Consider the following 26,314-nt stretch of genomic DNA (forward strand, 5'->3'; position numbering starts at 1 on the left):
CTACTAGCGAAAGAAGGCGAAGACCTAAACTACGCGCCTCCTAGGCGCTTTGCCCGCCATCCACATTGATGGTGGCCCCAGTGATGTAGGAGGCTTCGGCGCTGGAGAGAAAGGCCACCGTGGCCGCAATTTCCTCTACCCGGCCGTAGCGCCCGAGTGCCGTGCCAGCGGCTTGCGCCGGCGCAAAGTCGCTCGTGGCCGGGTTCATGTCCGTGTCGATGTTGCCGGGCTGTATCACGTTCACGGTGATGCCTTTGGGACCTAGGTCCCGGGCCCAGCCGCGGGTATAGGCTGCTACGGCTGCTTTGGTGGCCACGTAGTCGGCAATGCCGGGAAAGGGGGCTCGACTGCCGCCCGTAGACCCGATGGAGATAATGCGCCCGCCCTCCCCGATAAAAGGCACGGCGGCCCGCACGGTGGCCGCCACGCCCGCCACGTTCACGGCCAGTTGCCGGTCGAAGGCGGCCAGGTCGGCGGCGGCATCATCGACGGTACCCGTGATAAACAAGCCCGCGTTGTTCACCAGCACGTCAATGCGTCCGAACTGGGCCACCGTCTCGGCCACGGCTGCCCGAATAGCGGCCGTATCGCCGCTGTCGGCTTGAATAGCCAGGGCCCGGCGGCCCGTACTGGCTAGCTCGGCCACGATGGCTTCGGCCTGGGATGCGGAATGGGTGTAGGTGAAGGCCACATCGGCGCCTTCCGTAGCCAAGCGCCGCACAATGCCGGCCCCAATGCCGCGGCTGCCCCCCGTTACAAAAGCAATTTTATCTACTAGGCGATTCATGTAATGAGAAGGTAGGGCCGCAAGTGTTCTAGCTTGACTTGCGGCGGGTTAAAGGATGTGTCGGCCCTGCTTATCCGGACTGTTTCGACATGACAAAGGTCTCGTCACTCCTGCCCCGCCCTCGTTGACAATTATCAAGAAAACGCCTTGACAATTGTCAAGGGCGGCTGCCCCTGGTTAGGGAGAAGTTTCTCTTCTTAAGGGCTCTGCTGCTTTAACTCCTCCCTGGGCCTTAACTGACCTAGTTTCAACAAGCTGTAGGAGGCACGAATACAAGTGCGTTACCGGCTCACCAGCACTGGGGTGCTGCCTGCCCCCTTGAGCGCTACTACTACTCGCTGGTACGTGGTACCCGCGCTAGTCTGATCGGCGGTGGGTACCGCTTGCACGGGGCCTAGCGTTTGAGCCATGGCGGCGCCTTTGGCATCGGTGCGCACGGTAAGTAAGGGGTAGTCGCGGGAGTAGGGGGCTTGCGTGGCCCGGCTCAGGTAGATGTCGTATTCGGTGTCGGGTTGCAGGTGCATCAGGGAAAAGGAGGCGAGGTCAACCAGTCCTTCCGAGCGCGTGACTAGGGAGCCGGCCGCGGCCCCGGCCCCAACGGCCTTCAGCTCGCGCACCACGGCGGGCTGGTCCACGAGTTGCCGGCCGAGCTTAGTGAGGTCTGCCGCCCCGGCGGGCACGGCGTTCGGCACGTACACGAGCGCCATCGGGGCCTGCCCGACTTTCACTTTCCCGATTACTTGGTTGGTAGCGGTGCTGATGGCTACCACCGAGTCGGCATTTTCCAGGTTCACGTACACGCGGCTAGCGTCGCCCGAGGCCCAAATGCCGTGCGGCAGTGCTCCCACCGGAATAGTAGCAAGCTGCTGGAAGCCTGCCTCGCGGGAATACACCTTCACCACGTTTTCGCCGCCCACGCTCACGTACGCCACCTTACCTAGTTTGGTATCCAGGGTGGTGACGTGGTTGGTGATGGGCCCCGTATCGAGCACCTTGGTAATGCGTAGGGTCTTCACGTCCAGCACCGACACCTTGCCCACGTCCTTGTGCGTAAACCACACCTGCTGCCCGTCTTTGGTGGCGAAGATGTTGGGCGAGAAGGGGCTAGCAACCGGTACGTGCTTGATAACATTATAGGTGGCCGCATCCACCATAGTCAGCTCGGGCGAAAAGCTAGAGCACACGAAAGCCAGCTTGTTGTCGGGGCTGAAAGCCACCATGCCGGGCCCATTCGGTACCTGCACGCGGCGCGTTTCGCGCATGGTGGCCACGTCAATCACCGATATGTAGTCTTCCCCGCGCACCGTTACCCACACTTCCTTGCCGTTGGGCCGAAAGGTGGGCTCGTGTGGGGCCCGGCCCACGTACACGCTGCCCTTGATGGCGTTAGTGGCCGGGTCGATGAACGTCACGTTGTTGGAGCCAATCGACACCACGGCCAGCGTTCGGTGGTCGGGCGCGATGCCGAGGCCGTGCACTAGCGCCTGCCCCCGGTAAAGCGGCGTCAGAATATCGGGCTGCGGCTTGCCCAGGATAAGCTGGCCCAGCAGCTTGTTGTCGGCCGGGTCGATAACCGAAACGGTGTTGGAAATCTGGTCGGCAGTGTACACCCGGTCGCGGTGGCTTACGGTTTGCGCGTAGCCGGGCAGGCCCCCCGCTAAGAGGGCGCCGAAAAGTAGGTATTTCATGGCATTGGCTAGGAAGAAAAATCAGGGCTGCGCCGGTGCTGGCGAGGTAGTGGCGGCGGCCCCGTGCTTGCGCAGCCAAGCGTTCATCTGCTGAATCTCGATTTGCTGCTCGGCGATAATGCTCTGGGCCAGGCGGCGCAGCTCGGGGTCTTTGCCGTAGAGTAGCTGCAGGCGGGCCATGTCAACGGCGCCCTGGTGGTGGGGTACCATCATGGCCCCGAAGCTGGCGTCGATATCGGTAGGCGGCACGCCGCCCATGTGCTGCATGCCTTTGTCCATCACCGTCATCACCGAATCCATCTGCCAATGAAAAGCCGCCGCTGACGTGCCCGCCACCAGGCCGGCCATCGAGGGCATGGCCTGAGGCGAGCCGCTTTTTGCCGCCGACATGCCGTGGTGGTCATGCGTTTGCGCCTGCGCTACCGCCACGGGCGTAGCAGCCAGGAGTAGAAGCAAAGGCAAGGATTTCAGGGGTAGCGTCATCAGTAGAGAGTTTGGTTAAGGAGTAGGCAAGCAGCCAGTTGCTACGCACCCTAAATGAATGGCAGTACAAAGGCTATCCTATTCGCGACCTGCTGTTGGAGGCGGTCCTACTACTTCATCGCCAATCTCGGCCGAAGCCCGGGCAAACGCCTCCATATCGGGCGGCGAGGTAGGCGATAAGTCCGATGGGTCGGCTACGGTACCTGCGGCTTTGATGAGCCGAGCGAAGCCGCTAGGTGAGGCTACTACCAGCCCGCGTGACAGCGCCGGGCCGCTCACGACGGCATGGACAGTTCCCCGCGGAATAAAGAAGTCCTGCCCTGGTTTCAACACAACTACCTCGGTTTCGGTGTGCACGGTAAATTCACCTTCTAGCACAACTAAGTGTTCGGAATAGGTGGTGTGGCGATGCAGCGGCGTGGCTACGCCAGGCTGGAAAGTGCCCTCAATAAGGTCGTAGCGGTTTTCGGTGGTTTCGTGGTCGGCCAGAATGCGCGTGAGGGTGCCTAAAAGCCAGAAAGACTGGTTCATGCGTTGGAATTGATGAATTAACAGAGAGAGCACAGCGAACAGGCTTACCGGGTAGGCCTGCCTAACTTCAACTCAACAGCCCCTGCCTTGTACCCTAACTCGGGTAAAAAGCAGGGGCTGAAAGAATTGGCGACAAAGCGGAGCTTAGCCGAGATACTTCTTGAGTTCGGCGGCCGCGTGCACAAACAGCGACCTGACCGCCGGCACCTTAGCCAAGGCGTTGAGCAGGCCGAAGTCGTGAATCATGCCGTTGTAGCGGATGGTGGTGGCGGGTACGCCGGCCTCGCTGAGCTTGCGGCCGTAGGCCTCGCCCTCGTCGCGCAGGATGTCGTTTTCGGCCACCTGAATCAGGGCCGGCGGTAGGCCTTGCAGCTGCTCCAGGGTGGCATTGAGGGGCGAGGCGTGGATTTCTTTCCGCTTGGTTAAGTCAGTGGTATAGGTGCTCCACATCCACTCCATGAGCGGGGCGGTCAGGAAGCGGTCCTGGCCATACAGTTGGTACGACTCGGTGGTGAAATCGGCATTGGTTACGGGCCAGAGCAGGACTTGCAGCTTGATGTGCGGGCCACCTCGCTCCTTGGCCAGCAAACAGGTAACGGCCGACATATTGCCGCCTACGCTGTTGCCCACCACCGCTAGGCTTTTACCGTCCACACTGATTTCGGCCCCGTTTTCCGCCACCCACTTGGTAGCGGCGTAGATTTCGTTGATGGCCTGCGGATACTGCACATCCGGGCTGGGGGTGTAATCGACGAACACGGCCACGAAGCCCGATTCTACCACTAGGTCGCGCACCATGCGCTGGTGGGTGGGGAAGTCGCCGAGCACCCAGCCGCCGCCGTGAATAAAGATGAATGCGGGCAGTACCGTATCGGTGGTGCCCGTGGGCCGCACGATGTGCAGCGGCACCGTGTAGCCATCTTGCTCGATGGTGCGCTGCGTGGTTTCCACGCCCGAAAGGTCCACGTTGACGGAGGCTTGCGCGCCGACCAGCACCTGGCGGGCATCGGGCACGGGGAGGGTTTCGAGGCCGGGGCCGCCGGTATTCAGGGCTTTAAGGAACTCGATAACCTGCGGGTCGAGGTGTTGGTCGGTGGCAAAAGGAGGTGCTTGCATACGGAAAGGAGTTAATTGATTGAGGTGGTGATGCGAGAGTTGAACAGCGGGCAGGAGGTGCTACTACGCCGGCAGCTTTACCAGATTGACGCCCGAAAAGGCGCCGCCGAACTGCTGGAGCCGCCCGCCGGTCGAGAGTCCGCCCAGGTCGAGGCCAGCAAACCCCATTTTGCTGATTAGCGCCAGCACGTCGGCTTTGGCCGCGGCATCGTCGCCGGAAACAACCACGACCCGCTGCCCGCCGCTTTCGCTCGGGCTGGCCGCCAGTAGGGCCGCGGCCAGGGTGTTGAAGCCCTTCACGACCCGCGCGCCCGGCGCTTGCTCGGCCACGATTTCCGACGAAGTTTTGGCGCCCAGGTCCAAGGGCTGGAAGTCGGGGAAGTGAATGGCGTTGGTGGTGTCCACGAGGATTTGATTTTTCCAGCTGGGCACCTGCTCCAGCACGTTTGCCACCGCATCCCAGGGCACCGACAGCAGCACGAGGTCGGCTTGCACCGCTTCTTCCACGGTGCCCGCCCGTACGCCTTGCCCAAGCGTGGCCGCCAAGTCGGTAAGGGCGGCCGGCCCTGATTTGCTGCTGACAACCACCTCGAAGCCAGCTTGGGCGGCGTGGCGAACAAACGCCTGCGCGATATTGCCCGCGCCGATAGTTCCTATTTTCATGGAGTTTGGGTATGGTAAAACAACTAAGTAATTGACAACGAGTGTCTGGCGAACGTTAGGCTGCTGTTATTAAGCGTTGGCAGGTCGGTAGCCGGGGGCCACCAGCCGGTACCAGCTGGGGTGTTGGTGGAGGTAGCGTGCCACAAACGGGCACAGCGGAATGACGGTCAGGTGGCGCGCATCCGCCTGGTGCAGCACTTTTTCCACCAGGGCGCTGCCAACGCCTTGCCCTTGCAAGTCGCTGGGTACTTCGGTGTGGATCAAGCTCAGGTAGTGGTGATGCAGCTGATACTGCAGCAGCGCGGTAGCATCAGCTACTGCCAGCTCGAACTGCTGGTCGTAGGCGTTATCGGTGAGCGGTAAGGCTTGGTAGCTGGGATTCATAGCAGGGTGATGCGAGTCGATAAGTCTTGTGGCGACGTGACCACCTCGTAGTGAATCTGCCCGTAGCCGCCCGCGAAAAACTCTTCGTAGGCCGTGGCTATTTCGGCGTGGCTGTTCATCACAAAGGGCCCCTGGGCCACCACCGGTTCGGTGTATGGTTCCCCGCCAAAAAGTAGCACGCTGACCATCTCAATGCTAGGGTTGGTGAAGGTGATGGGACCTATCTCCGGGCCAAACAGCACCAGTTCACTTTGGCCGTAGGGCTGGCCGTTGATCCGGACCGACTCGGCTGGCACGAAGGCGGCGTAATCCAGCCCCACTTTGGTAGTCAGCGAAAACGTGGCCTTGGGATTGAGCTGCAAGTGATACAAGAACTGCGGACTGCTGGCGGGCACCGGCGAGACGGCGTCGCCGAGCGCCCCGAGCAGCACCCGCAGGCTGCCCGCCGCCTCGGGCAGCAGCACTTCGGGCACCGCCGTGGGTTGCAGGGGCAAGTAATCGGGAGCTTCGGCTTTATGGCGGGCCGGCAGATTGATCCAGAATTGCAGCGCGTGCAATACGCCGCCGCTGGCCTGAAAACCCAGACTGGGGTTTTCGTCGTGCAGCACGCCCCAACCGGCCTTCATCCATTGCGCGCCGCCCGCCGCTACCACGCCGTGGTGGCCAGCGCTGTCGTAGTGTTCGATGGCGCCGCTGAGCACGTAGGTGAAGGTGGCAATGCCCCGGTGCGGGTGGGCCGTTTCGCCGGTGGGGGCCTTCGGCACCTGGCCTTCAAATCGGGTGGGGTACACGTGGTCCAGAAAAACGAACGGGCCCACGGCGGCTACCATCCGGCTGGGCAGCAGCCGGTTGACGAGCAGCTTGCCCACTTTGGTGTTGGTACCCCCAACCTGCGCGATTATGGATTTGGTCATGGCGTGCGTGCTAGTTGGCAGCGTTTGTGCTAGGATGCTGCTGCTGCAAAGGTGACCAGCCAGGCCGGGGTGTTCCGTTGACTTTTATCAAGAAAGCAATTCGATCAGCTGAGGCTTGGCTTGCAGCAGCCGGGTGCGGATGCGGCTCAGCGTTTCAGGCAAAATGCCGAGGTAAGAGGCAATCAAGTGCTGCGGAAAGCGCTGCACGAAGCCGGGGTACTGCGCGAGAAAGGCTAGGTAGCGCTCCTCGGCGGTGCAGGAGATGGCCGCTTCCAAGCGCCGCTGGGTGGCCGTTGCGTGGCGCCGGTCCAAGCCTTGCATCAGCTCGGCCATGGCGGGCACGGTGCGGAGTAGCTCTTGCATTTGCGCGTGCGTTATCAGCAGCAAGCTGGCATCTTCCAACGCATCAATGTAGTAACGGGAGGGGACAAGCAACACGCAGCTCTCCCGGTCGCCCACCCACCAGTTTTCCACGCCTAAGGTTAGCACGTGCTCACCCCCTTTGTCGTCGACGCTGTAGAGGCGCAACGCCCCCGTTAGCACAAAGGCAAAGTGCTTACACACTTCGCCCGCCCGCAGCAGAAAGGCTCTTTTCTTTAGCTTCTTCGGCGTAAACGCGGCGCAGATACGAATGAAATCCGCGTCGGAAACGGGGGTGGAAATACCGGCGTCGATGTACGTGCGAAATGCTTGCATAGCGTAGCGGTAAGCGAGTAAGGACGTAGACGATTTGGGGCTCCGAGCTAGCCTCAAGAGTCGGCCGGCACAGGGACGGACGGCAGCTTGGTGCGAATGCGGCTCAGGGTTTCAGGTGAAATACCGAGGTAAGAGGCAATCATGAGTTGCGAAAACCGCTGGACATAGGTGGGGTGCTGGGCTATGAATGCGGCGTAGCGTTCCTCGGCCGAGCAGGCAATGGCGTCGTGCAGGCGCTTTTGGGCGGCTATGGCGTTGCGCTCGTATTGAATGCGTACCAGCTCGGCCACTAGCGGCACCCGGCGCACGAGTTCCTGCGCCTGCGGGCAACTAACAAGCAGCAATTGCGAATCTTCTACGGCATCGATGTAGTAGCGCGAAGGCGTAAGCTGCGACCAGCTTTCCCGGTCGCCGATCCACATGTTTTCAACTCCCAACACGTGGATTTGCTTGTTGCCTCGGGCATCCAGGGTGTAGAGGCGCAGCGCGCCCTGCACCACGAAGGCCTGGTACCGACACACTTCTCCCGCCTGCAACAGGTACTGTTTTTTTTGAAGTTTATAGGGCAACAATTCCGCGGTAATTAAAGTAAAATCGGCGTCGGAAATAGTCGAGCGGGTTTGCTGGTCGATGTAGTTGCGTAAAGCCTGCATAGTGGGGGCAAAAGAGCGGAAAAGGTCATAGCTGCTCCGTTAGTTGCCAAATAGGTGCCAACGCCTTGGCTTGGTGAGGTGCGTATCGCTAAGTAGCTTTACAGCAACGGGTTAAGGATGATAAAATAGAAAATTTGGGGAGTTGAGAAAATCTCCATCGTTTTGGATTATCCAATATATTGGAGATTTTTTTGGATAAACGTCCTGCGGGGAGCAGCTTTGCGGCGTACCTTCCCGTTGTGGCTTCTGCTACTCTGTAGCGTAAGTTCCACGTATTTTCAGCTCCGACGGGCGCTTAGGTAGTTAGTTGCCCCCCTCATTTGAAACCCATGCTCGTCCTTGCTGAACCCGCCGCCCTCGTTCTCATTGTGGAAGACGAGTTCTTGATTGCCAATGATCTAGGCGACATCCTGGAAAGCGCAGGCTACCAGGTGCTAGGGCTGGCCGAATCGGCCACTCAGGCGCGGGCCCTGGTGGCGGAAAGTCGCCCCTCGGTGGTACTGCTGGACATCTTTCTGAAGGGGGAGGAGACGGGCATCGACCTAGCGCACTGGCTCAACCAGCAGCACATTCCCTTCGTGTTTTTGTCGGCCAACTTAACTGATGACGTGTTGGCCGCGGCGAAAGTGACCGAGCCGTTTGGCTTTCTCAACAAACCTTTTCGCGAGCGGGACGTGCTGGCGGCTCTCGAAATAGCCCGCTACCGCCAGGCCCACAGCCAAGAAGCCAAGCTGCGCCAGCAGCAGCAAACGCAAATAGCCGTCAACGAAGCCATTGTCACGCTGCACGACCGGGAGCAGCTCTGCCAGGCCATTGCCACGCAGGTCAACCAGTTTGTGCGCATCGACGTGCTCAATCTGTGTCTTAGTCAGCCCGAAGAGCAGATTTTTTATTGGCTGCTTTTGCGCCGCACCCCCACTGGCACGTTCAAGCGAGTGCGCCTGCCGGAGCTTTTTGGTCCCGGCACTCCCTCGGAACGGCTGAGTTTGCAGGAGCACCCCATGGCCGCCGATCCGGGCAACCGGCAGGGTGTTTTCAGCGGGGAAGCTTTCGAGACCTTGAGTCAGGAATTTAGTATGGCTCAGGCGATTGGCGAGGCCTTCGGGATTCAATCTATGGCGTTTTTTCCGGTGGTGTTGCAGCAGCGCACCTTCACTAGTTTGCAGCTAGGCACCACGGCGGCGGCCGGCTTTACGCCCGACGAATACGCCGCGGTTAGCTTCATCATCCCGCAGATTGCCCTCGCCCTGGATAACCTCCTAGCTTACGAGGAACTGGAAAACCGACGGCAGATTAAAGCTACCGAGCTAGCCATTGCCAGTGCATTCCGCAACGGCCGCAATATTGTGGACATAGCGCCTCAGGTAGCGGCCGCCATCAGCGAGTTGCTCCCCCTCGACCTGCTTAGCTTCTACCGGGTAGGACGCGTCTTGCGCCACCCTGGCGCTATGGATGCCACCGTTGGCAACCAGGGCGGCCACTTTCAGTTGTTGCCCTTGGAAGCCATGCCCCTGCCCAACACCACCGAAGAGGCCGCGCGCCTCCTCGACGGCATGGACGCCTGGCTGCAACAGCCCTTGCTCCACGTAGGAGAAAAGGCCGCGCAAGCGAGGGAGCTCAACCCCGTGACCCGCTATTACGGCAACTTGCTTCAGCTGAAGTCCTCTATGTCCGTGCCCATCATGCTGAAAGGCGAGCCCGTGGTAGTGCTCATCGTAGCCAGCAAGGCGGCGTACGCCTACACGGCCAAGGATTTACAACTGCTACAAGAACTAACCGAACAGCTCGCCGTGGCCCTGGACAACCTGCTGGCCTACGAGCGTATCCGCCAGCTTAGTGAGCAGCTAGAGCAAGAAAAAACCTACCTCAGCGAAGAACTGAAAACCAGCCACAACTTCGAGGAAATCATTGGCACGAGCCCCGCGCTACTGGAAGTGCTGCGGGGAGTGGGCCAGGTGGCGCCCACCGATGCTACCGTGCTGCTACTAGGCGAAACCGGCACCGGCAAAGAGCTGATTGCCCGCGCCGTGCACAACCGCTCGCCCCGCAGCGCCCGCACCATGGTGAAAGTAAACTGCGCCGCCTTGCCCGCCCAACTCATCGAATCGGAGCTGTTCGGGCACGAAAAAGGCAGCTACACGGGCGCTACTGAGCGGCGCGTGGGCAAGTTTGAGTTGGCGCACGGCAGCACCCTTTTTCTAGACGAAATCGGCGAGCTGCCCTTGGAGTTGCAAGCCAAGCTGCTGCGCGTACTCCAGGAAAAAGAAATTGAGCGCCTAGGCGGTAAAGGTCCGCTCAAGGTGGATGTGCGCATTATTGCCGCGACCAACCGGGAGCTGGCCGAAGAAGTAGCCGCCGGCCGCTTCCGCGCCGACCTATATTACCGGCTCAATGTGTTTCCGCTGGAGCTGCCGCCGCTCCGCACCCGGCCCGAGGACCTGCTGCCGTTGGCTACCTATTTCCTGCGTAAACTCAGTCAGAAGCTCGGCAAGCCCTTCACCAGTATTGCCAACGCCTCCCTGCAGCAAATCCAGCACTACGCCTGGCCGGGCAATATCCGGGAGCTGGAAAACGTGTTGGAGCGCGCCGCCATCCTCTCCGCCCCGCCGACCTTACAGCTCGCCGCGCCGCTCGTGTCCAGCGCCCCGCCCCGCAATGAGGTGAAGCCCATGCAGGATACCATGCGCGACACTATCCTGGCCGCCCTCACTCAAACCAACTACCGAATCCGGGGGCCACGCGGGGCCGCGGTATTACTGGGCGTGAAAGCCACCACGCTGGAAGCGCGCATGAAAAAGCTCGGGATTGCCTCGCGCAAAGAAAGCCGGGCGGAGTAGGTGGGGCTTAAACTATGGCTTCGGCAGGTACGGGCTTCTTGCGCGTGTCAAATTGCAGGTTGAGGCATACCCCGTCGGCCGAGCTCACCGCCAGTTGCCCGTCAAGCTGTCGGCTCAAGCCCTTGATGATGACCATGCCTAGGCTGCGGCTGCGCTTGAGGTCGAAGCCCGGCGGCAGGCCCACCCCGTCATCGCTGATGGTAAGCTCGTAAAACGACGGAGCTAGGCTGCGCAGGCGCACGGTAAGCGTGCCGCGGCGGGAAGAAGGAAAGGCGTGCTTGAGGGCATTGGTCACGGCCTCGTTAATGATCAGGCCTAGGGGCGTCGCCACGGTGGTCTCCAGCTCGATAGGAGCCAGCTCGAGCTGCACCAGCACCGAGCGCTGGCGGTCGAAGGACTCGACCAGGTAGGTGACGATGTCGCGGGCATAGTCGGCCAGGTTCACCCGGCCGAGGTTGTCGGCTTGGTAGAGCTTCTGGTGCAGCAGGGCCATGACCTGCACCCGGTTCTGGCTCTCGCGGATGGCGGCCACGGCCTGCGGGTCGTGCAGGTGGCGCGACTGGGTGGAGAGCAGGCTGCTGACCACTTGCAGGTTGTTCTTGACGCGGTGGTGAATCTCTTTCAGCATCCAGTCCTTTTCCACTAGTAGACCTTGTCGTTCTTCCAGCAGCTGGTCTTTCTCGCTGACCACTTGCTCTAGTGCGTGGTTCTTGCGGTGGATTTCCGCTTGCTGAGTTTCCAGGGCGAGCTGCTTCTGCTCTAGCAGGCGGGCGCTACGCTGCTTGAGGCGGTAACGGTTGTAGCCCAGGCCTAGCACCAAAACCAGCAGGCCTGCACCCCCAAGCACAGCATTGCGCTGCAACTCGCGCTGCCGGATGGTCAGTTGCTGCAGCTGAGTTTGCTTGGTGAGCAAGGCAATGCTTTGCTCGCGCTTTTCGGTGTCGTATTGAACTTGCAAGGCGGCCAGCTGCTTGCTGTTCTTTTCGTTGAAAATGCTGTCGTTGATAGCTTTATAGCGCTGGTAGTAGGCAAGGGCGGAGGGTAGCTTGCCTTGCGCCGAATCAACTCTGGACAGCAGCAAGCACGCATGAGCCATGCTGCTGCGGGTGAGGACCACCTGGCCTGCCGCCAAGGATTTTAGGAGGTAGGTTCGCGCTTTGGAGTATTGCTTGGTGGCCAGGCAGCAAGCACCAATGGTCAGATAAGCGCCATGCAGCACGCGGGTATTATCAACGACATTCTTGCTTCTGAGCAAGGATTCTACCTGCTGGCAATAGGCCGTAGCCAGGGCATATTGCTTGGTGCGCAGGTAGCAGCTAATAAGTCCTTGGGCTACCGCTAAGCGGGAGTAATCATCCTGGGGTGGGTAGGCCTTGCTTTTTTCCAAGATGAGCGCCAGGGCTTCCTGCGGTCGGTTTTCAGCCAGCAAGACGCGGGCAATAGTAGACGCCAAACTCAGGGCCGTGTCCGTATAGTGGTTGGCTTCCGCGCTGCGCATGGCCAGTCGGTAATACTGAATTATCTTTTCCCGCTGGTCGAACTGGTGATACACGGCGCCCACCCGCATGTAGTAAGTGCACAGCATCAGGGTGTCTTGGCTGCGCTTGGCACTCGCCACGGCCGCCATAGCGTACTGGAGGGCGTCTTTATAATTGCCCAACGCATCATTGGTGGCGGCGAGCAGGTCGAGGGTGGAATGCTGCTTGCGGTAACCGGCCGCCCGATACAAGGCAAGGCTGCGCAGCAATTCCTCCTTTGCCCGCGCCGGCTTGCCCTGCATCAAGTACGCATCCGCTAGTTCGCGGAGCACCCGGGCCTGCTGCACCGGGTCGTGCACTTCCCCAAACAGCCGGATGGCCTGCTTTAAATACCGAATCCGCTGCGGGTGGAGCGTCATCGATTTTTCGTAGGTTTCGCTTAGCAGGTACCAGCCAATGGCTTCCCGACGCCGGTCGTGCCGCTGCTGGCTGCGTGCCAGGGCCTGCAACACCGCCTCCCGGCCGCCCGGGTCTTTACGCAGTAAGTACCCTAGCGCGTAGTCGGCATCTATCTGACCAGCAACGTAGTGTAAAGAGTTGCTCAGGGCCTGCGCCTGATGAATGTACGCCACTATCGAGTCCGACTTATCAAAATAATAGGTCAGGGACGTCAAGTCATGGCTTAACTGAACCAGCAGCTTCACCCGGTTGGTATCGGGCGCGCTGCGTTTTAGTCGGCTGCGCAGGCTGTCGGCTTCAGTCTTGCTCAGAATGGGATAATAGGGCTCCGCCTGGCTGGTATAGGCAAGCAACAGCAAGAGCGCCAGCAGGTATTTCCCGAAGTACCCCTTCAGTGGGTACCGAAAAGCCAGTAATGTGGTAGCCATAATACCTCAAATTACCGGCTTTTCGGTGGCAACTTCACCTTAGGCCACTGTGAGAAGCCAACCGCTTCCCCTAGATTGACTAGCCCGTCAGGGGGGCTTTACTTCTGATTGAAAGCTGATTTCAGCGACGTATTATAGTGTAGGTTGCAGCTTTTGAGGAGGTGTCACGTGAGTTAAAGGCCGAAGCAAGGGGGTAGCAACTGACCGCAGCGCGCGTTAAAACGCGCGCTTATAAGGCGCTGGAATTTCCGTGGCCAAGCGCAGGGTGCGCGAAGCCCGCAAGGGAAAGTACGGGTCACGCAGCATCTCACGCGCCATCAATACCAAGTCGGCTTGGCCTTCGGCAATGATGTAGTTGGCTTGGTCGGGCTCCGTTATCACGCCCACGGCACCCGTGATGACGCCGGTTTCAGCTTTCACCCGTTGGGCCATCGGCACTTGGTAGGAGGGGAACACCGTGGAGGGCGGCACTTGCACAAACCCGCCACCGGAAGCTGTGACAACATCCACGCCGTGCGCTTTGAGTATGGCCGACAGTTGCACACCATCGGCTAGCTGCCAGGCGCGCGGGTCGTCGGAGTAGTCGACCACCGACAAGCGCACCAGCAGCGGCATGGTTTCGGGCAGCACCTGGCGCAGGGCCTGCACGGTTTCCACCAGCAGGCGAATACGATTCTCGAAGCTGCCGCCGTAGGCATCGGTGCGCCGGTTGATGAGCGCCGAGTAGAATTGGTGGAACAGATAGCCGTGCGCGGCGTGCAGCTCGATGGCATCGAAGCCGGCCTGCACGGCCCGCTGGCCCGCCGCCACGAAGTCCGCTTTTACCTGCTCGATGTCGGTTAGCGTCATGGCTTCGGCCACGGCGCCGTCGTCCAGGGCCCCGGCCGAGGGGCCTTTGGGTATCCAGCCTCCTTCGGCGGGGGGTAGGAGGGTGAAGCCCTCCTGCGGATGGCGGTGGCTGCTTTTGCTGCCCGAGTGCCACAGCTGAACGGCAATCCTGGTCCCTTGCTCCTGCACAAACTGCACCACGGGCCGCCAAGCCGCCACCTGCGCGTCGTTCCACAAGCCCGTATCGAACAGCGTATTGCGCCCCTCTGGCGACACGGCCGAGCATTCCGTAATGATGAGCCCCGCACCCCCGACGGCCCGGCTGCCTAGGTGCACCAGATGCCAGTTGCCCACCAGGCCGTCGGGGGTCATGTACTGCTGCATGGGCGACACCACCAGCCGGTTTTTAAGAGTCAGGCCCCGGATGGTGAGCGGAGAGAAAAGGTTAAGCTCCATGTAGGATTAAGCAATGAAAATTGTTGAAATACATAGCAGTGCTTCAAAGCAAATGCCATGAAAAAGGGCCTGGCAAGCTGCTCGCCAGGCCCTTTTAGCATACCTAGTAACCTGCCCGGCTAACTGCCGCTTACACGGCATCACTGCCCAGCACTTTGCTCGGCACGATGGGGAAGCTGCGCACGCGTTTGCCGGTGGCGTGGTACACGGCATTGGCCACGGCGGCCACGGTGCCCACCATCGCTACCTCGCCGATGCCCTTGACGCCCATGGCGTTGACGTAGGGGTCGTGGCCATCGATAAACTCCACCTGCATGTCGGGGATGTCGGCGTTGATGGGCACGTGATAGCCGGCCAGGTCGGCGTTGGTGTAGCGTGCGTACTGCTCGTCGCGGTTGGTGCCCTCCATCAGGGCGGCCCCGATGCCCATGATGCTGCCGCCGATAATCTGGCTGCGCGCCGTTTTGGTGTTCAGAATGCGGCCCCCGTCCATCACGCTCACCCAGCGCGTGACGTGCACCGTGCCGAGGTCGGGGTCTACTTTCACCTCGCAGAAATGCACCCCGAAAGAGTACATGGAACGCTTGGTTTGCTTGGTGCCGGGCTTGTTGTCGAAGGCAATCTGGTCGGCCTCGTAACCCTCGCCTGATTTGCTGTTGCCTACCCCCTCGATATCAGCCAGCCCCTGGCGCTGCAGCAAGGCCGAGAACTTCTCGCGCTTGCTCGGGTTCGTGCGCAGCACCAGCTGGTCTTGCTCACGCACCACGTCGGCGGGCAGCGCCTTGAAGAGCGGCGACTGGCTGTCGCGCACCGCCAGGGCCGTCAGCCGCTGCCACACATCCTGAATGGCTAGGTACACCGACGATGACACCGTGGCCGCCGCCACCGACGAGCCCGAGGCCGGCGCGGTGGGCAAGGTACTGTCGCCCAATTCAAAGCGCACGTTGGCCATGGGCAGGCCCAGGGCGTCGGCGGCCACTTGCGTGATGACGGTGTAGGTGCCGGTGCCTAGGTCGGTGGCGCTGGTTTGCACCAGGGCATGGCCGTCGGCGTAGAGACGCACCCGGGCCCGGCCCTGGGCCGGGCGCACCGGGTAGGAGGCCGTAGCCATGCCCCAACCCACCAGCAGGCGCCCGTCGCGGGTGACGCCGGGCTGCAGGTTGCGCTTGCCCCAGCCGAAGAGCTCGGCTCCGCGGGCGTAGCATTCCTTCAAGCCCTTGCTCGACCAGGGCTGGCCGGTGCCGGGGTCGAGGTTGGCATAGTTGCGCAGCCGGATTTCGAGCGGGTCAAGGTTGAGCTTGGCCGCCAGCTCGTCGAGGCCGCACTCTATGGCCACCGAGCCCGGCGACTCGCCCGGCGCCCGCATATAGGTGGAAGTCATGACGTTGGCCCGCGCCACCCGGTGCGACGACTGGTAATTGGGGCAGGCATACAGCCAGTTGAGGATGGCCCCGTTAGGCTCGGCAAAAATGTCCCAGGGCGACGTGGTGGACGTTTTCTCGTGAATGAGCGTGGTCAGCTTGCCTTCCTTGGTGGCCCCTAGGGTAATGGTTTGCTCCTGGTCCTCGCGGTGGCCGAGGCTGGTAAACATCTGCTGGCGGGTCAGTACCAGCTTCACGGGCCGGCCCACGGCTTTGGCGGCCAGCGTGGCCAGCACCGTGTGGGGCCAGAGGTTGAACTTGCACCCAAAGCCACCCCCAATAAACTTGGTAACGACGCGCACCTGCTCCTGCGGCAAGCCCAAAATGGTCGCCAGCGACGACTGCGACATGGCCACGGCCTGCGTCGAGTCGTAGACCGTTACGCGGTCGGGCGCTTCCCAGTGCGCGATGGTCGCGCCCGGCTCCATGGGGTTGTGGTGGTTGATGGGGTGCACGTAGGTGGCCTTCACCTGCACCGCCGAAGCGGCCAGCGACGCCTGCGGATTACCCCGCACTACTTTCTTCAAGTCGAAGACGTAACCCTGGCCGTTGGGGTCAAACACTTCGGCGTTAGCGCTTTGATACGACGCCACGGGCCGCGCCTGTTCGTAAGTGACTTGCACCAGGGCGGCGGCCTGGGTGGCCCGCTCAAAAGTGTCGGCCACCACCACCGCCACGGGCTGCGCCGAGTAGAATATCTCGTTGCCGGTCAGCGGCATAAAGGCCATGTGCATGCCGTAAATGGCGTATTTGCCGGCCAGCGTGTTGGGCGTCTGCGCCATTTTGGGCAGGTTTTCGTGGGTGAACACGGCCAGCACGCCGGGCTCGCGCAAGGCCGCGGCCGGATCGATGCTTTTAATGCGGCCTTTGGCTATCGAGCTGGTTTTCAGTGCAGCATAAGTCAGATTTGGCAGGGCGTATTCGGCCGCGTACTGCGCTTGGCCCGTGACTTTGGCGTGGCCATCGACGCGGTTGACGGGCTGGCCGACTACGCCGCCTTTGGACGGTTCGAAAGCAGAAAAATCAGTCATAAAGAAGGCCGGAGATTAAGTGGTGGCGACTTTTTGCAGGGCCCGCACCAGCGTATTTTGGGCGAGCTGGACTTTGTAGCCGTTGTGCTCGCGGGGCTGGGCCCCGCGCAGAGCCGCAGTTGCGGCGGCCCGAAACGTTTCGTCGGTGGCCGGCGCCCCGGTCAGGATTTTCTCGGCCTCGGGCGAGCGCCACGGAATGGTGCCTACCCCCCCGAGGGCCACCCGGGCCGAACGGATGGTGCCAGCTTGCACGTCAAGCCCCACGGCCGCCGAAGCCAGCGCGTAGGCGTAGCTGGTTCGCTCGCGCACCTTGAGGTAAGTCGAGCGCCGAGCGTGCTCAGCGGCCGGAATGGTGACGGCCACAATCAATTCGCCGGGCTCCAGAATGTTCTCTTGGTGAGGCGTTTGGCCGGGCAGCACGTAAAACGAGGTGATGGGCACGCGCCGCTGCTTGCCCTTGGCATTTTCCAAGGTGAGCACGGCATCGAAAGCCAGCAGGGCCACCGACAAATCGCCCGGGTAGGTTTGGGCGATGCAGGCCTCGGAGGTGCCCAGGATGGCCAAGCCATGGTTGTCGCCATGCTGGGCCGGGCAGCCCGAGCCGGGCACGCGCTTGTTGCACGGAAACGCCGCGTCGCGGAAGTAGCCGCAGCGCGTGCGTTGCAGCAGGTTGCCGCCAATACTAGCCATGTTGCGCAGCTGGGCCGATGCCGCCAGCAGCAGCGACTCCGACACGGCCGGGTACTGCGCCACCACCAAGCGATGCTCGCCCACGTCGCTCATGCGCTCTAGCGCGCCAATGCGCAAGCCGTCAGTTGTTTGTTCGATGCCCGTGAGCGGCAGCGCGTTGATGTCAATCAGCTGCGGATATTCCACCAGGTTGACTTTCATCATGTCCAGCAGCGTGGTGGCGCCGGCCACGTAGGTGGCCGCTGGCGTTTCGCGGCGCAGGCGGATGGCTTCCTTGGCCGAGTTGGTCGGCGTGTACGTGAAGTTATTCATGGTCTTAGCCTTTAGCTTGTTGGCCGGCCACCTCGCGCACGGCAGCCAGAATGTTGGGGTAGGCGCCGCAGCGGCAGATGTTGCCGCTCATCCACTCCCGGCACTGGTTGTCGGTGGTGGCGTGGCCCTCTTGCACGCACGCCACGCCGCTCATAATCTGGCCCGAGGTACAGTAGCCGCACTGGAAAGCGTCGTGCTTGATAAAGGCTTCCTGCAACGGGTGCAATTCGCTACCCCTGGCCAGGCCCTCAATGGTCGTGATTTCCTTGCCTTGGTTCATGATGGCCAGCGTGAGGCAGCTCACGATGCGGCGGCCGTTTACGTGCACCGTGCAGGCGCCGCACTGGCCGTGGTCGCAGCCCTTTTTGGTGCCGGTTAGGTGCAGGTGTTCGCGCAGGGCGTCGAGCAGCGTCACGCGGGGCTCGGCCTGAATGGTGCGCACGGTGCCGTTCACCTTCAACTGCATAGGCGACACGCCGGCCACCGTTTTAGAGAAAGCCGTCAGGCGCTCGGCCTGGGCAACGAAGGGGGGCGCCATGGCCAGGCCCACGATGCCGCCGGCCTGCTTCATGAAGCTGCGGCGCGAGCCATCACTGGGCTGGTTGCTGGAAGGCTTATCGAAGAAGTTGTTGTCCATCAGGTAAAGGGTGAAGAGGGGATGACAAAGGCGGTAGCTGCACAGCAAGCCGCGTGAGTTACTTGTCCAGCCGGGACTAATTCGGCTACCAAGGATGGTGCTGGCTGCTGTTGATAAAGGTCCGGTTCGCCCGAGCCCAGGGTCATTGACTTTTGTCAAGAAAACTACTTGGCACAGCGCTGGAAGCAGAATTAAGCCGCAGAGTTTTCTTGATAAAAGTCAATGGACAAGCTAGTTAGCTGCGGGCACCTTTGCCCTTGTGTTAACCGCCTACATCCGCTGCCAGTGGCAGTTCGGCGAAACTCCTTCTCTGGCTTCCTGCAAGTGTGGCAGCGAGGCAAAAGGCTCAACGGCGAGCATCAGCTTTTCGGAAAAACAACGGCTTTCCCTCTGAACGGCCGGTCTTTCACCTTCCCCACCTTATGACGACTACCGCAAGAATTCATATGCCTAAAACCCTTGCGTTAGTTAGCTTGCTCGTTGGCAGTCAGTTTGTAGTTGCCCAAAAAGCCAGCGCCCAAGCCCTAGGCCACGATTCGATTCTGACGGGCTACCTCGCCAACTCCGCGGAAGAATACTGGCCGGCAGTGCCCGACTCGCTGCCCCAGCAGTTTGCTCGGCGCCTTAAGCACCTGCCCATTCGGGGTGGCCGGGGCTTTATGGGCTACGGCCTGCACCTGCGCGAAACCTACGACAACTACCAGCGCTACTATTGGGGTCTCGGGCCGGAAGATAAAAACGGCTACCTGCTGCACCGCGCCATCGGGTACGCCGACCTGCGCTGGAGCCGCCACCTGCGGGTCTATGCCGAGCTGAACAGCAGTACGATTTCGGGGCGCAACGGTGGGCCCCGCCCCGTGCAGGATGAAAACAAGCTGAGCTTCAACCAACTCTTTACCGAGCTGTCGTGGCCCGCGGGGCCGCGGGCGCACTTGGTGCTGCGGCTGGGCAAGCAGGTGCTCCAATACGGGCAAGGCACGCTGCTTGACCTGCGCGATGCCAACGTGCGGCGTTCCTACCTGGGCGCTAAGGCCGTAGCCTACCTCGGCAATACGCGGGTGGATGGCTTGGCCATGTGGCTGGTGCGCAACAACCCAGGCCTGCTCGACGATGAGCGCGACCGAACCCAGTGGCTGCTAGGCGGCTGGCTGAGCCATGCCTACCAGCAGCGCCTGGTTTCGCGCTTCGATGTGTTCTACCTTTTCGTCAACCGCGACCAGACCCTTTTCAACCAAGGGGCCGGGGCCGAAAAGCGGCATACGGCGGGCGCGTCCGTGTATTACAAGCGGGGGCCGTGGAATGGCATCACCGTTTTCGAAGGCCAGCTAGGCCAATTTGCCGGTACTACCATCCGGGCGTGGAAGGTGGCGCAGCTGGTGGCCTACGAAGTGCCCAGCCCAAAGCTTAAGCCGGTACTCACGCTGCAAGGCGCCATCGCCAGCGGCGACCACAACCCGGCCGACGGCGAGCTAAATACATTCAACCCGCTCTACCCGAGGGCTATCTACTACGGGTTTATCGACAATATAGGCTCTTCCAACGTGCTCGTCGTGCATCCCCGGGCCGATGTTAACTTGACCCCAAAGGTGCGGCTGCTTACGAGCTATTACCGCTTCTGGCGCACCAGTCTGGCCGATGGCGTGTACGGGCCGGCCGGCGTGCTGCTGCTGCCATCCGTCGATTCGGGCCGCTTCATCGGCGATATGGGGGATGCTGTCTTTTCCTACAGCCCCACGGCCGCCCTCAACCTGCAAGCTACGGGCGTGTACTTCCGACGGGGAACGTACCTACTGAGCCAACCGGACCTGACAACCGATATTTATTACGGGGGGCTGCGGCTCACGGTCCGTATTTGAGGGGGTAGGGGCTGGTAATCAAGCTTCCTCAACCTATCATCCCACCTAGCCCTTAGGTCGATGAAACCGGCGTTAGCGCCGCCGGCTTAGGTTTTTGCAGCCACCCCAGCAGCAGGGCCACCGCAAGGGCCAGCAGCGCAAACCCGACGTTGCCCCAGGGCAGGCTACGGATGCCATAGTGCGCAATCAGCCACCCACCCACGGTAGTGCCGACCGCTACCCCGAGGTTGGAAAACGACGCGGCAATGCTATTCGCAAATGCCACAGCTTCTGGCGCAGCGGCGGTAATGACGGCGGAACTCAACAGAAAACACGGCGCGTACAACAGCCCCCATACGGCTACCATGCCCGTCGTGAGCGCCAACTGGCTACCCGTCGCCAGAAGCCCGGCGGCCACCAGTATCGGCCCGGCGAGTAGCAAGTAAGTAGTGACTTGTAAAGAGCGTCCCAATAACTTACCCGCCAGCCAGTTACCTACCAGCCCCATGGCCCCAAACAGCAGCAATTGGTAGCTAATGTTGCCGGCCGCTACGTGCTTGATAGACACCAGGTAAGTAACAAAATAGCCATAGGTGCAAAACCAGCCCGACACCAACAGCAGCGCCATGGCTGCACTGAGCAGAAAAACGGGTTTGACCAAGATGCCTAGCTGCTCGCGGAAGCCCGCGTGGGCCGTGGCGGGCAGCGAAGGAATAAACCAGTAGGTAGCCGCCATCCCCAGGGCACTGATAATCGTTTGCAGCCCAAAGCCCGCCTGCCAACCCCACTGGCCCACGGCATACGTGATAAGCGGAATGGTCACGACAGTGGCTACCCCTATGCCGCTCAGCACAATAGCCATCAGGCGGGGCCGTTCGGCGGGGTCGCTCTCTGCACCCACAATGCCCAATGAAGTAGCAAAAAACACCGGGTGAAACAGCCCCGGCACGATGCGCATCAGTACGAGCACCCAAAACGGCGGCCCCAGCGCCGACACCACGCCCGCCACCAGAAACGGCGCGAAGCAGGCGAGCAGCACCACCCGCCGATTGAAGTTGCTAACCAACAGGGTCGCAAAAGGCCCCACCAGCGCAATGGTCAACGCGTATATGCTCACCAGCGAACCCGCCTTATCCAGGCTGATGTGGTAGTGCTCAGCTAATTGAGGCAAAATGCCGACGATACCGAAGTAAGTAGTCGTCATGGAAGCAATGCCGAAGCAGCAGCAGTAAGCAATTTTTTTCATGACCCGTGGACAGAAGGATTTTGGGGCAATGAGCCCGCCCAAACGCCGGCTCAGTTGGCTTTTCGAGCTGGTAATTGCCCCGTAAACAGAGCTATACCAGCAAGCCAAAACTATCCTGCAGGACGGAAGGCCTTCATTGACTTTTATCAAGAAGTCAGCACCATGAAAAAATGCCTATGCGCGTGGACGGCGCCCAAACCGGCGCATGAAAAAGCTCGGGATTGCCGCGCGCAAAGAAAGCCGGGCGGAGTAGGCGGGGCTTAAACTGTGGCTTCGGCAGGCACAGGCTTCTTGCGCGTGTCAAATTGCAGGTTGAGGCATACCCCGTCGGCCGAGCTCACCGCCAGTTGCCCGTCAAGCTGTCGGCTCAAGCCCTTGATGATGACCATGCCCAGGCTGCGGCTGCGCTTGAGGTTGAAGCCCGGCGGCAGGCCCACCCCGTCATCGCTGATGGTAAGCTCGTAAAACGACGGAGCTAGGCTGACCAGGCGCACGGTAAGCGTGCCGCGGCGGGAAGAAGGAAAGGCGTGCTTGAGGGCATTGGTCACGGCCTCGTTAATGATCAGGCCTAGGGGCGTCGCCACGGTGGTCTCCAGCTCGATAGGAGCCAGCTCGAGCTGCACCAGCACCGAGCGCTGGCGGTCGAAGGACTCGACCAGGTAGGTGACGATGTCGCGGGCATAGTCGGCCAGGTTCACCCGGCCGAGGTTGTCGGCTTGGTAGAGCTTCTGGTGCAGCAGGGCCATGACCTGCACCCGGTTCTGGCTCTCGCGGATGGCGGCCACGGCCTGCGGGTCGTGCAGGTGGCGCGACTGGGTGGAGAGCAGGCTGCTGACCACTTGCAGGTTGTTCTTGACGCGGTGGTGAATCTCTTTCAGCATCCAGTCCTTTTCCACTAGTAGACCTTGTCGTTCTTCCAGCAGCTGGTCCTTCTCGCTGACCACCTGCTCCAAGGCGTGGTTTTTGCGGTGGATTTCGGCCTGTTGGGTTTCCAGGGCGAGCTGCTTCTGCTCCAGCAGGCGGGCGCTACGTTGTTTAAGGCGGTAACGGTTGTAGCCCAGGCCCAGCAAACTCGCCAATAGCAGTGTCCCACCTATAAAGACATTGCGCTGAAATCCGCGCTGGCGGATGGTCATTTGCTGCATGGCATTACGCTTCGTCAAAAGCGCGATGTTTTGCTCTTTCTGCTCGGTGTCATACTCAATCTGCAGGGCCGCTAGTTGCTTGCTTTTGGTGGTGCTGAAGATGGAGTCCTTGAGAGTTTTGTACTGCTGATAATGCGCAATAGCAGCCGGAAACCGCCTTTCGGCCGAATCTACTTTGAAGAGCAGGAGCTCAATGTCGGCGGTTTTCGCGCCGAAGCCATTGGCCGATGATGCCACGCGCGCCTTGTTCAGAAAACCGCGAGCCTTAGGGTAATTACTGGTAAGCAAATAATACTTGCCGATGCTGAAGTAGGCCAGGGTTTTTTCGGGGTCCAGCGTGTGGGTGCCTACCGTGGCGAGCATTTGCAGGTAATATTTTTCTGCTTGAGCATAGTCGCCCAGGGCCGAGTAGCATTCGGCCAGGTAGTACAGAAACTGACCTTCGTCCTTTAAGTTTTCCCCATACCCTTCGTTTTTCAGGGTAGTAAGCATCAAATCCAGGGCCTGTTGGGGCTTATGCTGCGCGAGCAACACCTGCGAAAGGCGGCCAGCAATGGCGACCGTAAAAAACGGATTCTTGCGCAGCTTGGCACTTTGCAACGCTTTCTGGAAATAAAGCAACGCTTCCTCCGGCTGGTTAACTTCGACATACACTTCTGCCAGCCGGGTGTAGTAGTTGAAAATAAGGCTGGTATCCTGAGTGGAATGCGCGTTTTTAACCGCTGCAATAGCGCTTTTCAGGCCAGCTTGGTAGTCCCCATTCTGCCGGTTTGCAAAACAGAGCATTTCATAAGTGTAGTGCAGGGTTTTGTAGCCTACTGCCCGGTAGATAGCAAGTGCCTGCGCAATCTCGCCCTGCGCCTGCACCGACTGGTGTTGGAAAAGGTGGACCGCTGCCAACATCACGAGCATATAGCCTACTTCCCTTGTCCTACCCCCTTGCCTCTGAAACAGCGCCAAGGCTTGCCGAAAACAGCGCTCTTTTTCGGGTAAGTCTTCGGCCTTCTGGCGGTAGGTTCGGCCTAGATACAACCAGCCTATAGCTTCGAGTTTCCAGTATCCATGCTGGCGGGCTAAGCGAATTGATTCGCGAAGCTGTGCTCGGGCAGCTTCCTTGTCTTGGTCCTGGTTGAGGCGGCCGAGGGCCTGCAAGCTTGCGATGGTGCCAGAAGTGAAATGCAGGGTCTGGCTCAGCGCGGCTGCTTGGCTGCTGTAGGCGTAGGCGCTATCTACTCCTTGCTTCACTTGCCCACCCGCCATAATCTGTAGCTCTCTGTTCCTAGAGATGATGTATTCACCGAGCTGCAACAAGAGCCTAACTCGTTGCGTGTCCGGCTTGCTCTGCCGCCGCAACTGTTGCAGACTGTCCACGGCCTTCTGGCTTAGCAACGGGTACAAGGGCTCAGCCTGGCCAGTACAGGCAATAAATAACAGGAGCGCTAGTAGATATTTCACCGGAAGAAGACAAAGGCATGCGAATGGCAATCTGCTGAAAGCTAGTATCCTAAGTTACCCGTCCACACGCAGCTTTCAGCTGGATTTTCAGGTGGCAGCTGCCACCTGTTTGCCGGAGCAACCCTGATGCGGTAAAAGTACCGCTCAGTGCCAGCTACTTGCCTTGACTTTTATCAAGATCGAGGGCGTCGTCGTGAGAGACGTAGGTACAGGCTCATCCAGATTAATTCTTGATAAAAATCAAGGGAGAGGGCTTAGTGGAACTTTGACCTTTGTACTGATCATCCTCCGGGCTGCTCGGCTTGCTTCTCTCGGCCAGCTCAACCATTCCACTGCACTGCTTTTTGTTGCCCTATGCGCCGCTTACTGCCTTTCCTGCTTGCATTAGCTCCCCTGGCTACCATTGCTCAATCGAAACCGGGGTTGCCCGCTACTTTTCTTGTGCAAGGTAGTTTACCTGCTACCAAGGCCCGGATGGCGTATCTGTACTACAAAAACGGTACGCAACCAATCGTTGACTCCGCCGCCGTGCACGATGGGCGCTTTCAGTTTAAAGGAACAGTACCGGCCTTGCCGCAGGCTCAGCTTGTTTTGCCGTCCCCTGGTTCGCCGGCCGAGCGGTCGGATGAGCGGCTGCCCATCTACCTAGAAAAGGGTACCATTACGGTGGTCGGCAAAGACCATGTGAAGTACGCGGCCGTCGAGGGCACCCCGCTCAACCACGAAAGCACCAGCCTTGCAGCGCAAGTCTCGTCTTTTCGCCAGCAGCTTGATGCCTTGTACGCGGCCTACGAAGCCCTGCCCGCGGCCGAACGCAGCACCCCTGCGGCCGAGGCCAAGCTGAACCAGGAGGCTAATGCCATCTACGAAAAGCGCCAGCAAGTCTACGCCACCTATTTGCAGGCCCACCCAACTACTCTTTACAGCTTGTATGTGTTGGAGAGCTACGTCGGGCCGATTCCCCAGGCCAGCTCCTACGCCGCGCTGTTCGGGGCGCTAGCCCCTAGCGTCCGCAGCTCACCTTATGGCAAGGTGATGCAGCAGCGCATCGAGCAGTTGCAGCGCGTAGCGGTAGGAGCAGTGGCCCCCGATTTCAGCCAGGCAAACCCCAATGGCCAGCAACTCAAGCTCTCGGATTTGCGTGGCAATTACGTGTTAATTGATTTTTGGGCCTCTTGGTGCGCGCCCTGTCGGCAAGAAAATCCCCACTTGGTCGAGCTGTATACCGCGTACAAAACCAAGGGCTTTACCATACTCGGGGTATCGCTCGATAACGCCTCGCAGCGGGCGGCTTGGCTGAAAGCCATTGCGAGTGATGGCCTGCCGTGGCCGCAAGTAAGCTCGCTCACTAGGCCTAATCCGGTAGCCCTTACCTACGGGGTAAATGCCATTCCCCAAAACTTCCTGCTCGACCCCCAAGGCCGCATTCTGGCCACCAACCTACGGGGCGAGGAGTTATCGAAAAAGCTGGCCGAACTACTGGATAAGGCCAAGTAGTAGTGCTAGCACGACGCCTGAGCTGTCTGTCCTAGGTAGTGCAAGGCTAACAACCGGTAAAAACGCTGGCCCCTACTTACAAGGAGTACTTGCGTACCGGACCACATCTTCTACTAGGCGAGGCTAAACTTCACTCTCGCCCTGGTCATGGGTTCCTAGTTTTTCTTCCACGTTGGCAACCCACCGGCGGGCATTGGCTATGTGCGCTGCTTGGTATTCTATGCCCCCGTACACAAAGGCCACGCCGCAGCCTACTTCCCGCTCACAGTGCCGGGCAGTTTCTATCTCCGCCAGCACGATTCGCAGGTAGATGCAGTCAAGCTGATCAGGCGCGGGAAAATGGGTGTGCAGGACGGCGGACACCTGCTCGGCCGTTACCTGCGTAAACCGATAGGCCAGCCACTCGGCAAAATCTACGGCGTAAGCTGGCCGCTCGAGGGTTGTCGGGGGCACGGGCGACCCTTGTGCTGCCCGTTGCTGCCGCGCTTCTAAGGTTAGGGGACGGCTCATTGAATTGCAAAAAGATGGGCTTTTCCTAGGATTGCGTGGCTCCCAGAACCGAATAAACGGCCCTAGAGGCAAATTCAAGTAACGGGGCAGGGCTGTTTCAGTTGCTTAGTAGCCGACCGGGTTACGTAAAGCAG

Annotated in this window: 21 protein-coding genes; 3 read left to right on the forward strand and 18 right to left on the reverse strand. The window is 60.3% G+C overall.

Features of this window, described 5'->3' with window-relative positions; genetic code table 11:
• Positions 1-40: 40 nt before the first annotated feature.
• The 10 genes from P1X16_RS21825 to P1X16_RS21870 form a co-directional block, all read right to left on the reverse strand.
• The gene (locus tag P1X16_RS21825; protein WP_277233757.1) at positions 41-787 is read right to left on the reverse strand and encodes an SDR family oxidoreductase; all 747 of its coding nucleotides are present in this window, start codon (positions 785-787) and stop codon (positions 41-43) included.
• 281 nt (positions 788-1,068) lie between these two features.
• Positions 1,069-2,475 carry a hypothetical protein gene (locus P1X16_RS21830; RefSeq protein WP_277233759.1) on the reverse strand — a complete coding sequence of 469 codons (1,407 nt, stop codon included), beginning with the start codon at positions 2,473-2,475 and terminating at the stop codon, positions 1,069-1,071.
• Between the two features lie 21 nt (positions 2,476-2,496).
• Entirely contained in the window at positions 2,497-2,958 is a 462-nt protein-coding gene (locus tag P1X16_RS21835) for a DUF305 domain-containing protein (protein ID WP_277233761.1), read from the reverse strand.
• A 78-nt stretch (positions 2,959-3,036) separates the two neighbouring features.
• Positions 3,037-3,489: a cupin domain-containing protein gene (locus P1X16_RS21840; RefSeq protein ID WP_277233763.1), complete on the reverse strand. Its 453-nt coding sequence runs from the start codon at positions 3,487-3,489 to the stop codon at positions 3,037-3,039.
• A gap of 144 nt (positions 3,490-3,633) precedes the next feature.
• On the reverse strand, positions 3,634-4,605 hold the full coding sequence (locus P1X16_RS21845) for an alpha/beta hydrolase (RefSeq protein ID WP_277233765.1): 972 nt from the start codon (positions 4,603-4,605) through the stop codon (positions 3,634-3,636).
• Positions 4,606-4,668: 63 nt separating this feature from the next.
• Positions 4,669-5,268 (reverse strand): NAD(P)-binding domain-containing protein, encoded by a 600-nt coding sequence (locus P1X16_RS21850; protein ID WP_277233767.1) that lies wholly within the window; start codon positions 5,266-5,268, stop codon positions 4,669-4,671.
• 69 nt (positions 5,269-5,337) lie between these two features.
• Entirely contained in the window at positions 5,338-5,652 is a 315-nt protein-coding gene (locus P1X16_RS21855) for a GNAT family N-acetyltransferase (protein ID WP_277233769.1), read from the reverse strand.
• Positions 5,649-6,566 carry a pirin family protein gene (locus tag P1X16_RS21860; protein ID WP_277233771.1) on the reverse strand — a complete coding sequence of 306 codons (918 nt, stop codon included), beginning with the start codon at positions 6,564-6,566 and terminating at the stop codon, positions 5,649-5,651. Before P1X16_RS21860 ends, P1X16_RS21855 begins: the two co-directional genes overlap by 4 nt.
• An 87-nt stretch (positions 6,567-6,653) precedes the next feature.
• A complete protein-coding gene (locus tag P1X16_RS21865; protein WP_277233773.1) occupies positions 6,654-7,262 on the reverse strand; it encodes a Crp/Fnr family transcriptional regulator in 609 nt (202 codons plus the stop codon).
• A gap of 53 nt (positions 7,263-7,315) precedes the next feature.
• The gene (locus tag P1X16_RS21870; protein ID WP_277233775.1) at positions 7,316-7,915 is read right to left on the reverse strand and encodes a Crp/Fnr family transcriptional regulator; all 600 of its coding nucleotides are present in this window, start codon (positions 7,913-7,915) and stop codon (positions 7,316-7,318) included.
• Positions 7,916-8,244: 329 nt separating this feature from the next.
• Here P1X16_RS21870 and P1X16_RS21875 point away from each other — a divergent pair, with 329 nt between their 5' ends.
• The gene (locus P1X16_RS21875; RefSeq protein WP_277233777.1) at positions 8,245-10,752 is read left to right on the forward strand and encodes a sigma 54-interacting transcriptional regulator; all 2,508 of its coding nucleotides are present in this window, start codon (positions 8,245-8,247) and stop codon (positions 10,750-10,752) included.
• 7 nt (positions 10,753-10,759) lie between these two features.
• Here P1X16_RS21875 and P1X16_RS21880 read toward each other — a convergent pair whose 3' ends face one another.
• The 5 genes from P1X16_RS21880 to P1X16_RS21900 all read right to left on the reverse strand — a co-directional run bounded on the left by P1X16_RS21880 (position 10,760) and on the right by P1X16_RS21900 (position 18,492).
• Positions 10,760-13,117 carry a histidine kinase dimerization/phosphoacceptor domain -containing protein gene (locus P1X16_RS21880; protein ID WP_277233779.1) on the reverse strand — a complete coding sequence of 786 codons (2,358 nt, stop codon included), beginning with the start codon at positions 13,115-13,117 and terminating at the stop codon, positions 10,760-10,762.
• A 216-nt stretch (positions 13,118-13,333) separates the two neighbouring features.
• Positions 13,334-14,401 (reverse strand): NADH:flavin oxidoreductase/NADH oxidase, encoded by a 1,068-nt coding sequence (locus tag P1X16_RS21885; protein ID WP_277233781.1) that lies wholly within the window; start codon positions 14,399-14,401, stop codon positions 13,334-13,336.
• 130 nt (positions 14,402-14,531) lie between these two features.
• Positions 14,532-16,853, reverse strand: a complete 2,322-nt coding sequence (locus P1X16_RS21890; RefSeq protein WP_277233784.1) for a xanthine dehydrogenase family protein molybdopterin-binding subunit — start codon at positions 16,851-16,853, stop codon at positions 14,532-14,534.
• Positions 16,854-16,868: 15 nt separating this feature from the next.
• Entirely contained in the window at positions 16,869-17,855 is a 987-nt protein-coding gene (locus P1X16_RS21895; RefSeq protein WP_277233786.1) for a xanthine dehydrogenase family protein subunit M, read from the reverse strand.
• A gap of 4 nt (positions 17,856-17,859) precedes the next feature.
• Complete coding sequence (locus P1X16_RS21900) at positions 17,860-18,492, reverse strand: 2Fe-2S iron-sulfur cluster-binding protein (RefSeq protein WP_277233788.1); 633 nt, start codon at positions 18,490-18,492, stop codon at positions 17,860-17,862.
• Positions 18,493-18,938: 446 nt separating this feature from the next.
• Here P1X16_RS21900 and P1X16_RS21905 point away from each other — a divergent pair, with 446 nt between their 5' ends.
• Positions 18,939-20,348, forward strand: coding sequence for an alginate export family protein (locus tag P1X16_RS21905; protein ID WP_277233790.1), 1,410 nt, complete (start codon positions 18,939-18,941; stop codon positions 20,346-20,348).
• A gap of 52 nt (positions 20,349-20,400) precedes the next feature.
• Here P1X16_RS21905 and P1X16_RS21910 read toward each other — a convergent pair whose 3' ends face one another.
• A complete protein-coding gene (locus P1X16_RS21910) occupies positions 20,401-21,573 on the reverse strand; it encodes an MFS transporter (protein ID WP_277233792.1) in 1,173 nt (390 codons plus the stop codon).
• A 260-nt stretch (positions 21,574-21,833) separates the two neighbouring features.
• A complete protein-coding gene (locus tag P1X16_RS21915; RefSeq protein ID WP_277233795.1) occupies positions 21,834-24,173 on the reverse strand; it encodes a histidine kinase dimerization/phosphoacceptor domain -containing protein in 2,340 nt (779 codons plus the stop codon).
• A gap of 354 nt (positions 24,174-24,527) precedes the next feature.
• Between P1X16_RS21915 and P1X16_RS21920 the strand changes: the two genes are divergently transcribed.
• Positions 24,528-25,670 (forward strand): TlpA disulfide reductase family protein, encoded by a 1,143-nt coding sequence (locus P1X16_RS21920; RefSeq protein WP_277233796.1) that lies wholly within the window; start codon positions 24,528-24,530, stop codon positions 25,668-25,670.
• Between the two features lie 123 nt (positions 25,671-25,793).
• On the opposite strand, the gene P1X16_RS21925 is transcribed toward P1X16_RS21920, so the two are convergent.
• Positions 25,794-26,180 (reverse strand): hypothetical protein, encoded by a 387-nt coding sequence (locus P1X16_RS21925; RefSeq protein ID WP_277233798.1) that lies wholly within the window; start codon positions 26,178-26,180, stop codon positions 25,794-25,796.
• Between the last annotated feature and the right edge of the window lie 134 nt (positions 26,181-26,314).

The organism is Hymenobacter sp. YC55 (assembly GCF_029433095.1).
GTDB lineage: Bacteria > Bacteroidota > Bacteroidia > Cytophagales > Hymenobacteraceae > Hymenobacter.

Bases quoted from the DNA above. Each gene is read 5' to 3' on its own strand.
- P1X16_RS21825 (WP_277233757.1), bottom strand. From the start codon at position 787: ATGAATCGCCTAGTAGATAAAATTGCTTTTGTAACGGGGGGCAGCCGC.
- P1X16_RS21830 (WP_277233759.1), bottom strand. From the start codon at position 2,475: ATGAAATACCTACTTTTCGGCGCCCTCTTAGCGGGGGGCCTGCCCGGC.
- P1X16_RS21835 (WP_277233761.1), bottom strand. From the start codon at position 2,958: ATGACGCTACCCCTGAAATCCTTGCCTTTGCTTCTACTCCTGGCTGCT.
- P1X16_RS21840 (WP_277233763.1), bottom strand. From the start codon at position 3,489: ATGAACCAGTCTTTCTGGCTTTTAGGCACCCTCACGCGCATTCTGGCC.
- P1X16_RS21845 (WP_277233765.1), bottom strand. From the start codon at position 4,605: ATGCAAGCACCTCCTTTTGCCACCGACCAACACCTCGACCCGCAGGTT.
- P1X16_RS21850 (WP_277233767.1), bottom strand. From the start codon at position 5,268: ATGAAAATAGGAACTATCGGCGCGGGCAATATCGCGCAGGCGTTTGTT.
- P1X16_RS21855 (WP_277233769.1), bottom strand. From the start codon at position 5,652: ATGAATCCCAGCTACCAAGCCTTACCGCTCACCGATAACGCCTACGAC.
- P1X16_RS21860 (WP_277233771.1), bottom strand. From the start codon at position 6,566: ATGACCAAATCCATAATCGCGCAGGTTGGGGGTACCAACACCAAAGTG.
- P1X16_RS21865 (WP_277233773.1), bottom strand. From the start codon at position 7,262: ATGCAAGCATTTCGCACGTACATCGACGCCGGTATTTCCACCCCCGTT.
- P1X16_RS21870 (WP_277233775.1), bottom strand. From the start codon at position 7,915: ATGCAGGCTTTACGCAACTACATCGACCAGCAAACCCGCTCGACTATT.
- P1X16_RS21875 (WP_277233777.1), top strand. From the start codon at position 8,245: ATGCTCGTCCTTGCTGAACCCGCCGCCCTCGTTCTCATTGTGGAAGAC.
- P1X16_RS21880 (WP_277233779.1), bottom strand. From the start codon at position 13,117: ATGGCTACCACATTACTGGCTTTTCGGTACCCACTGAAGGGGTACTTC.
- P1X16_RS21885 (WP_277233781.1), bottom strand. From the start codon at position 14,401: ATGGAGCTTAACCTTTTCTCTCCGCTCACCATCCGGGGCCTGACTCTT.
- P1X16_RS21890 (WP_277233784.1), bottom strand. From the start codon at position 16,853: ATGACTGATTTTTCTGCTTTCGAACCGTCCAAAGGCGGCGTAGTCGGC.
- P1X16_RS21895 (WP_277233786.1), bottom strand. From the start codon at position 17,855: ATGAATAACTTCACGTACACGCCGACCAACTCGGCCAAGGAAGCCATC.
- P1X16_RS21900 (WP_277233788.1), bottom strand. From the start codon at position 18,492: ATGGACAACAACTTCTTCGATAAGCCTTCCAGCAACCAGCCCAGTGAT.
- P1X16_RS21905 (WP_277233790.1), top strand. From the start codon at position 18,939: ATGCCTAAAACCCTTGCGTTAGTTAGCTTGCTCGTTGGCAGTCAGTTT.
- P1X16_RS21910 (WP_277233792.1), bottom strand. From the start codon at position 21,573: ATGAAAAAAATTGCTTACTGCTGCTGCTTCGGCATTGCTTCCATGACG.
- P1X16_RS21920 (WP_277233796.1), top strand. From the start codon at position 24,528: ATGCGCCGCTTACTGCCTTTCCTGCTTGCATTAGCTCCCCTGGCTACC.
- P1X16_RS21925 (WP_277233798.1), bottom strand. From the start codon at position 26,180: ATGAGCCGTCCCCTAACCTTAGAAGCGCGGCAGCAACGGGCAGCACAA.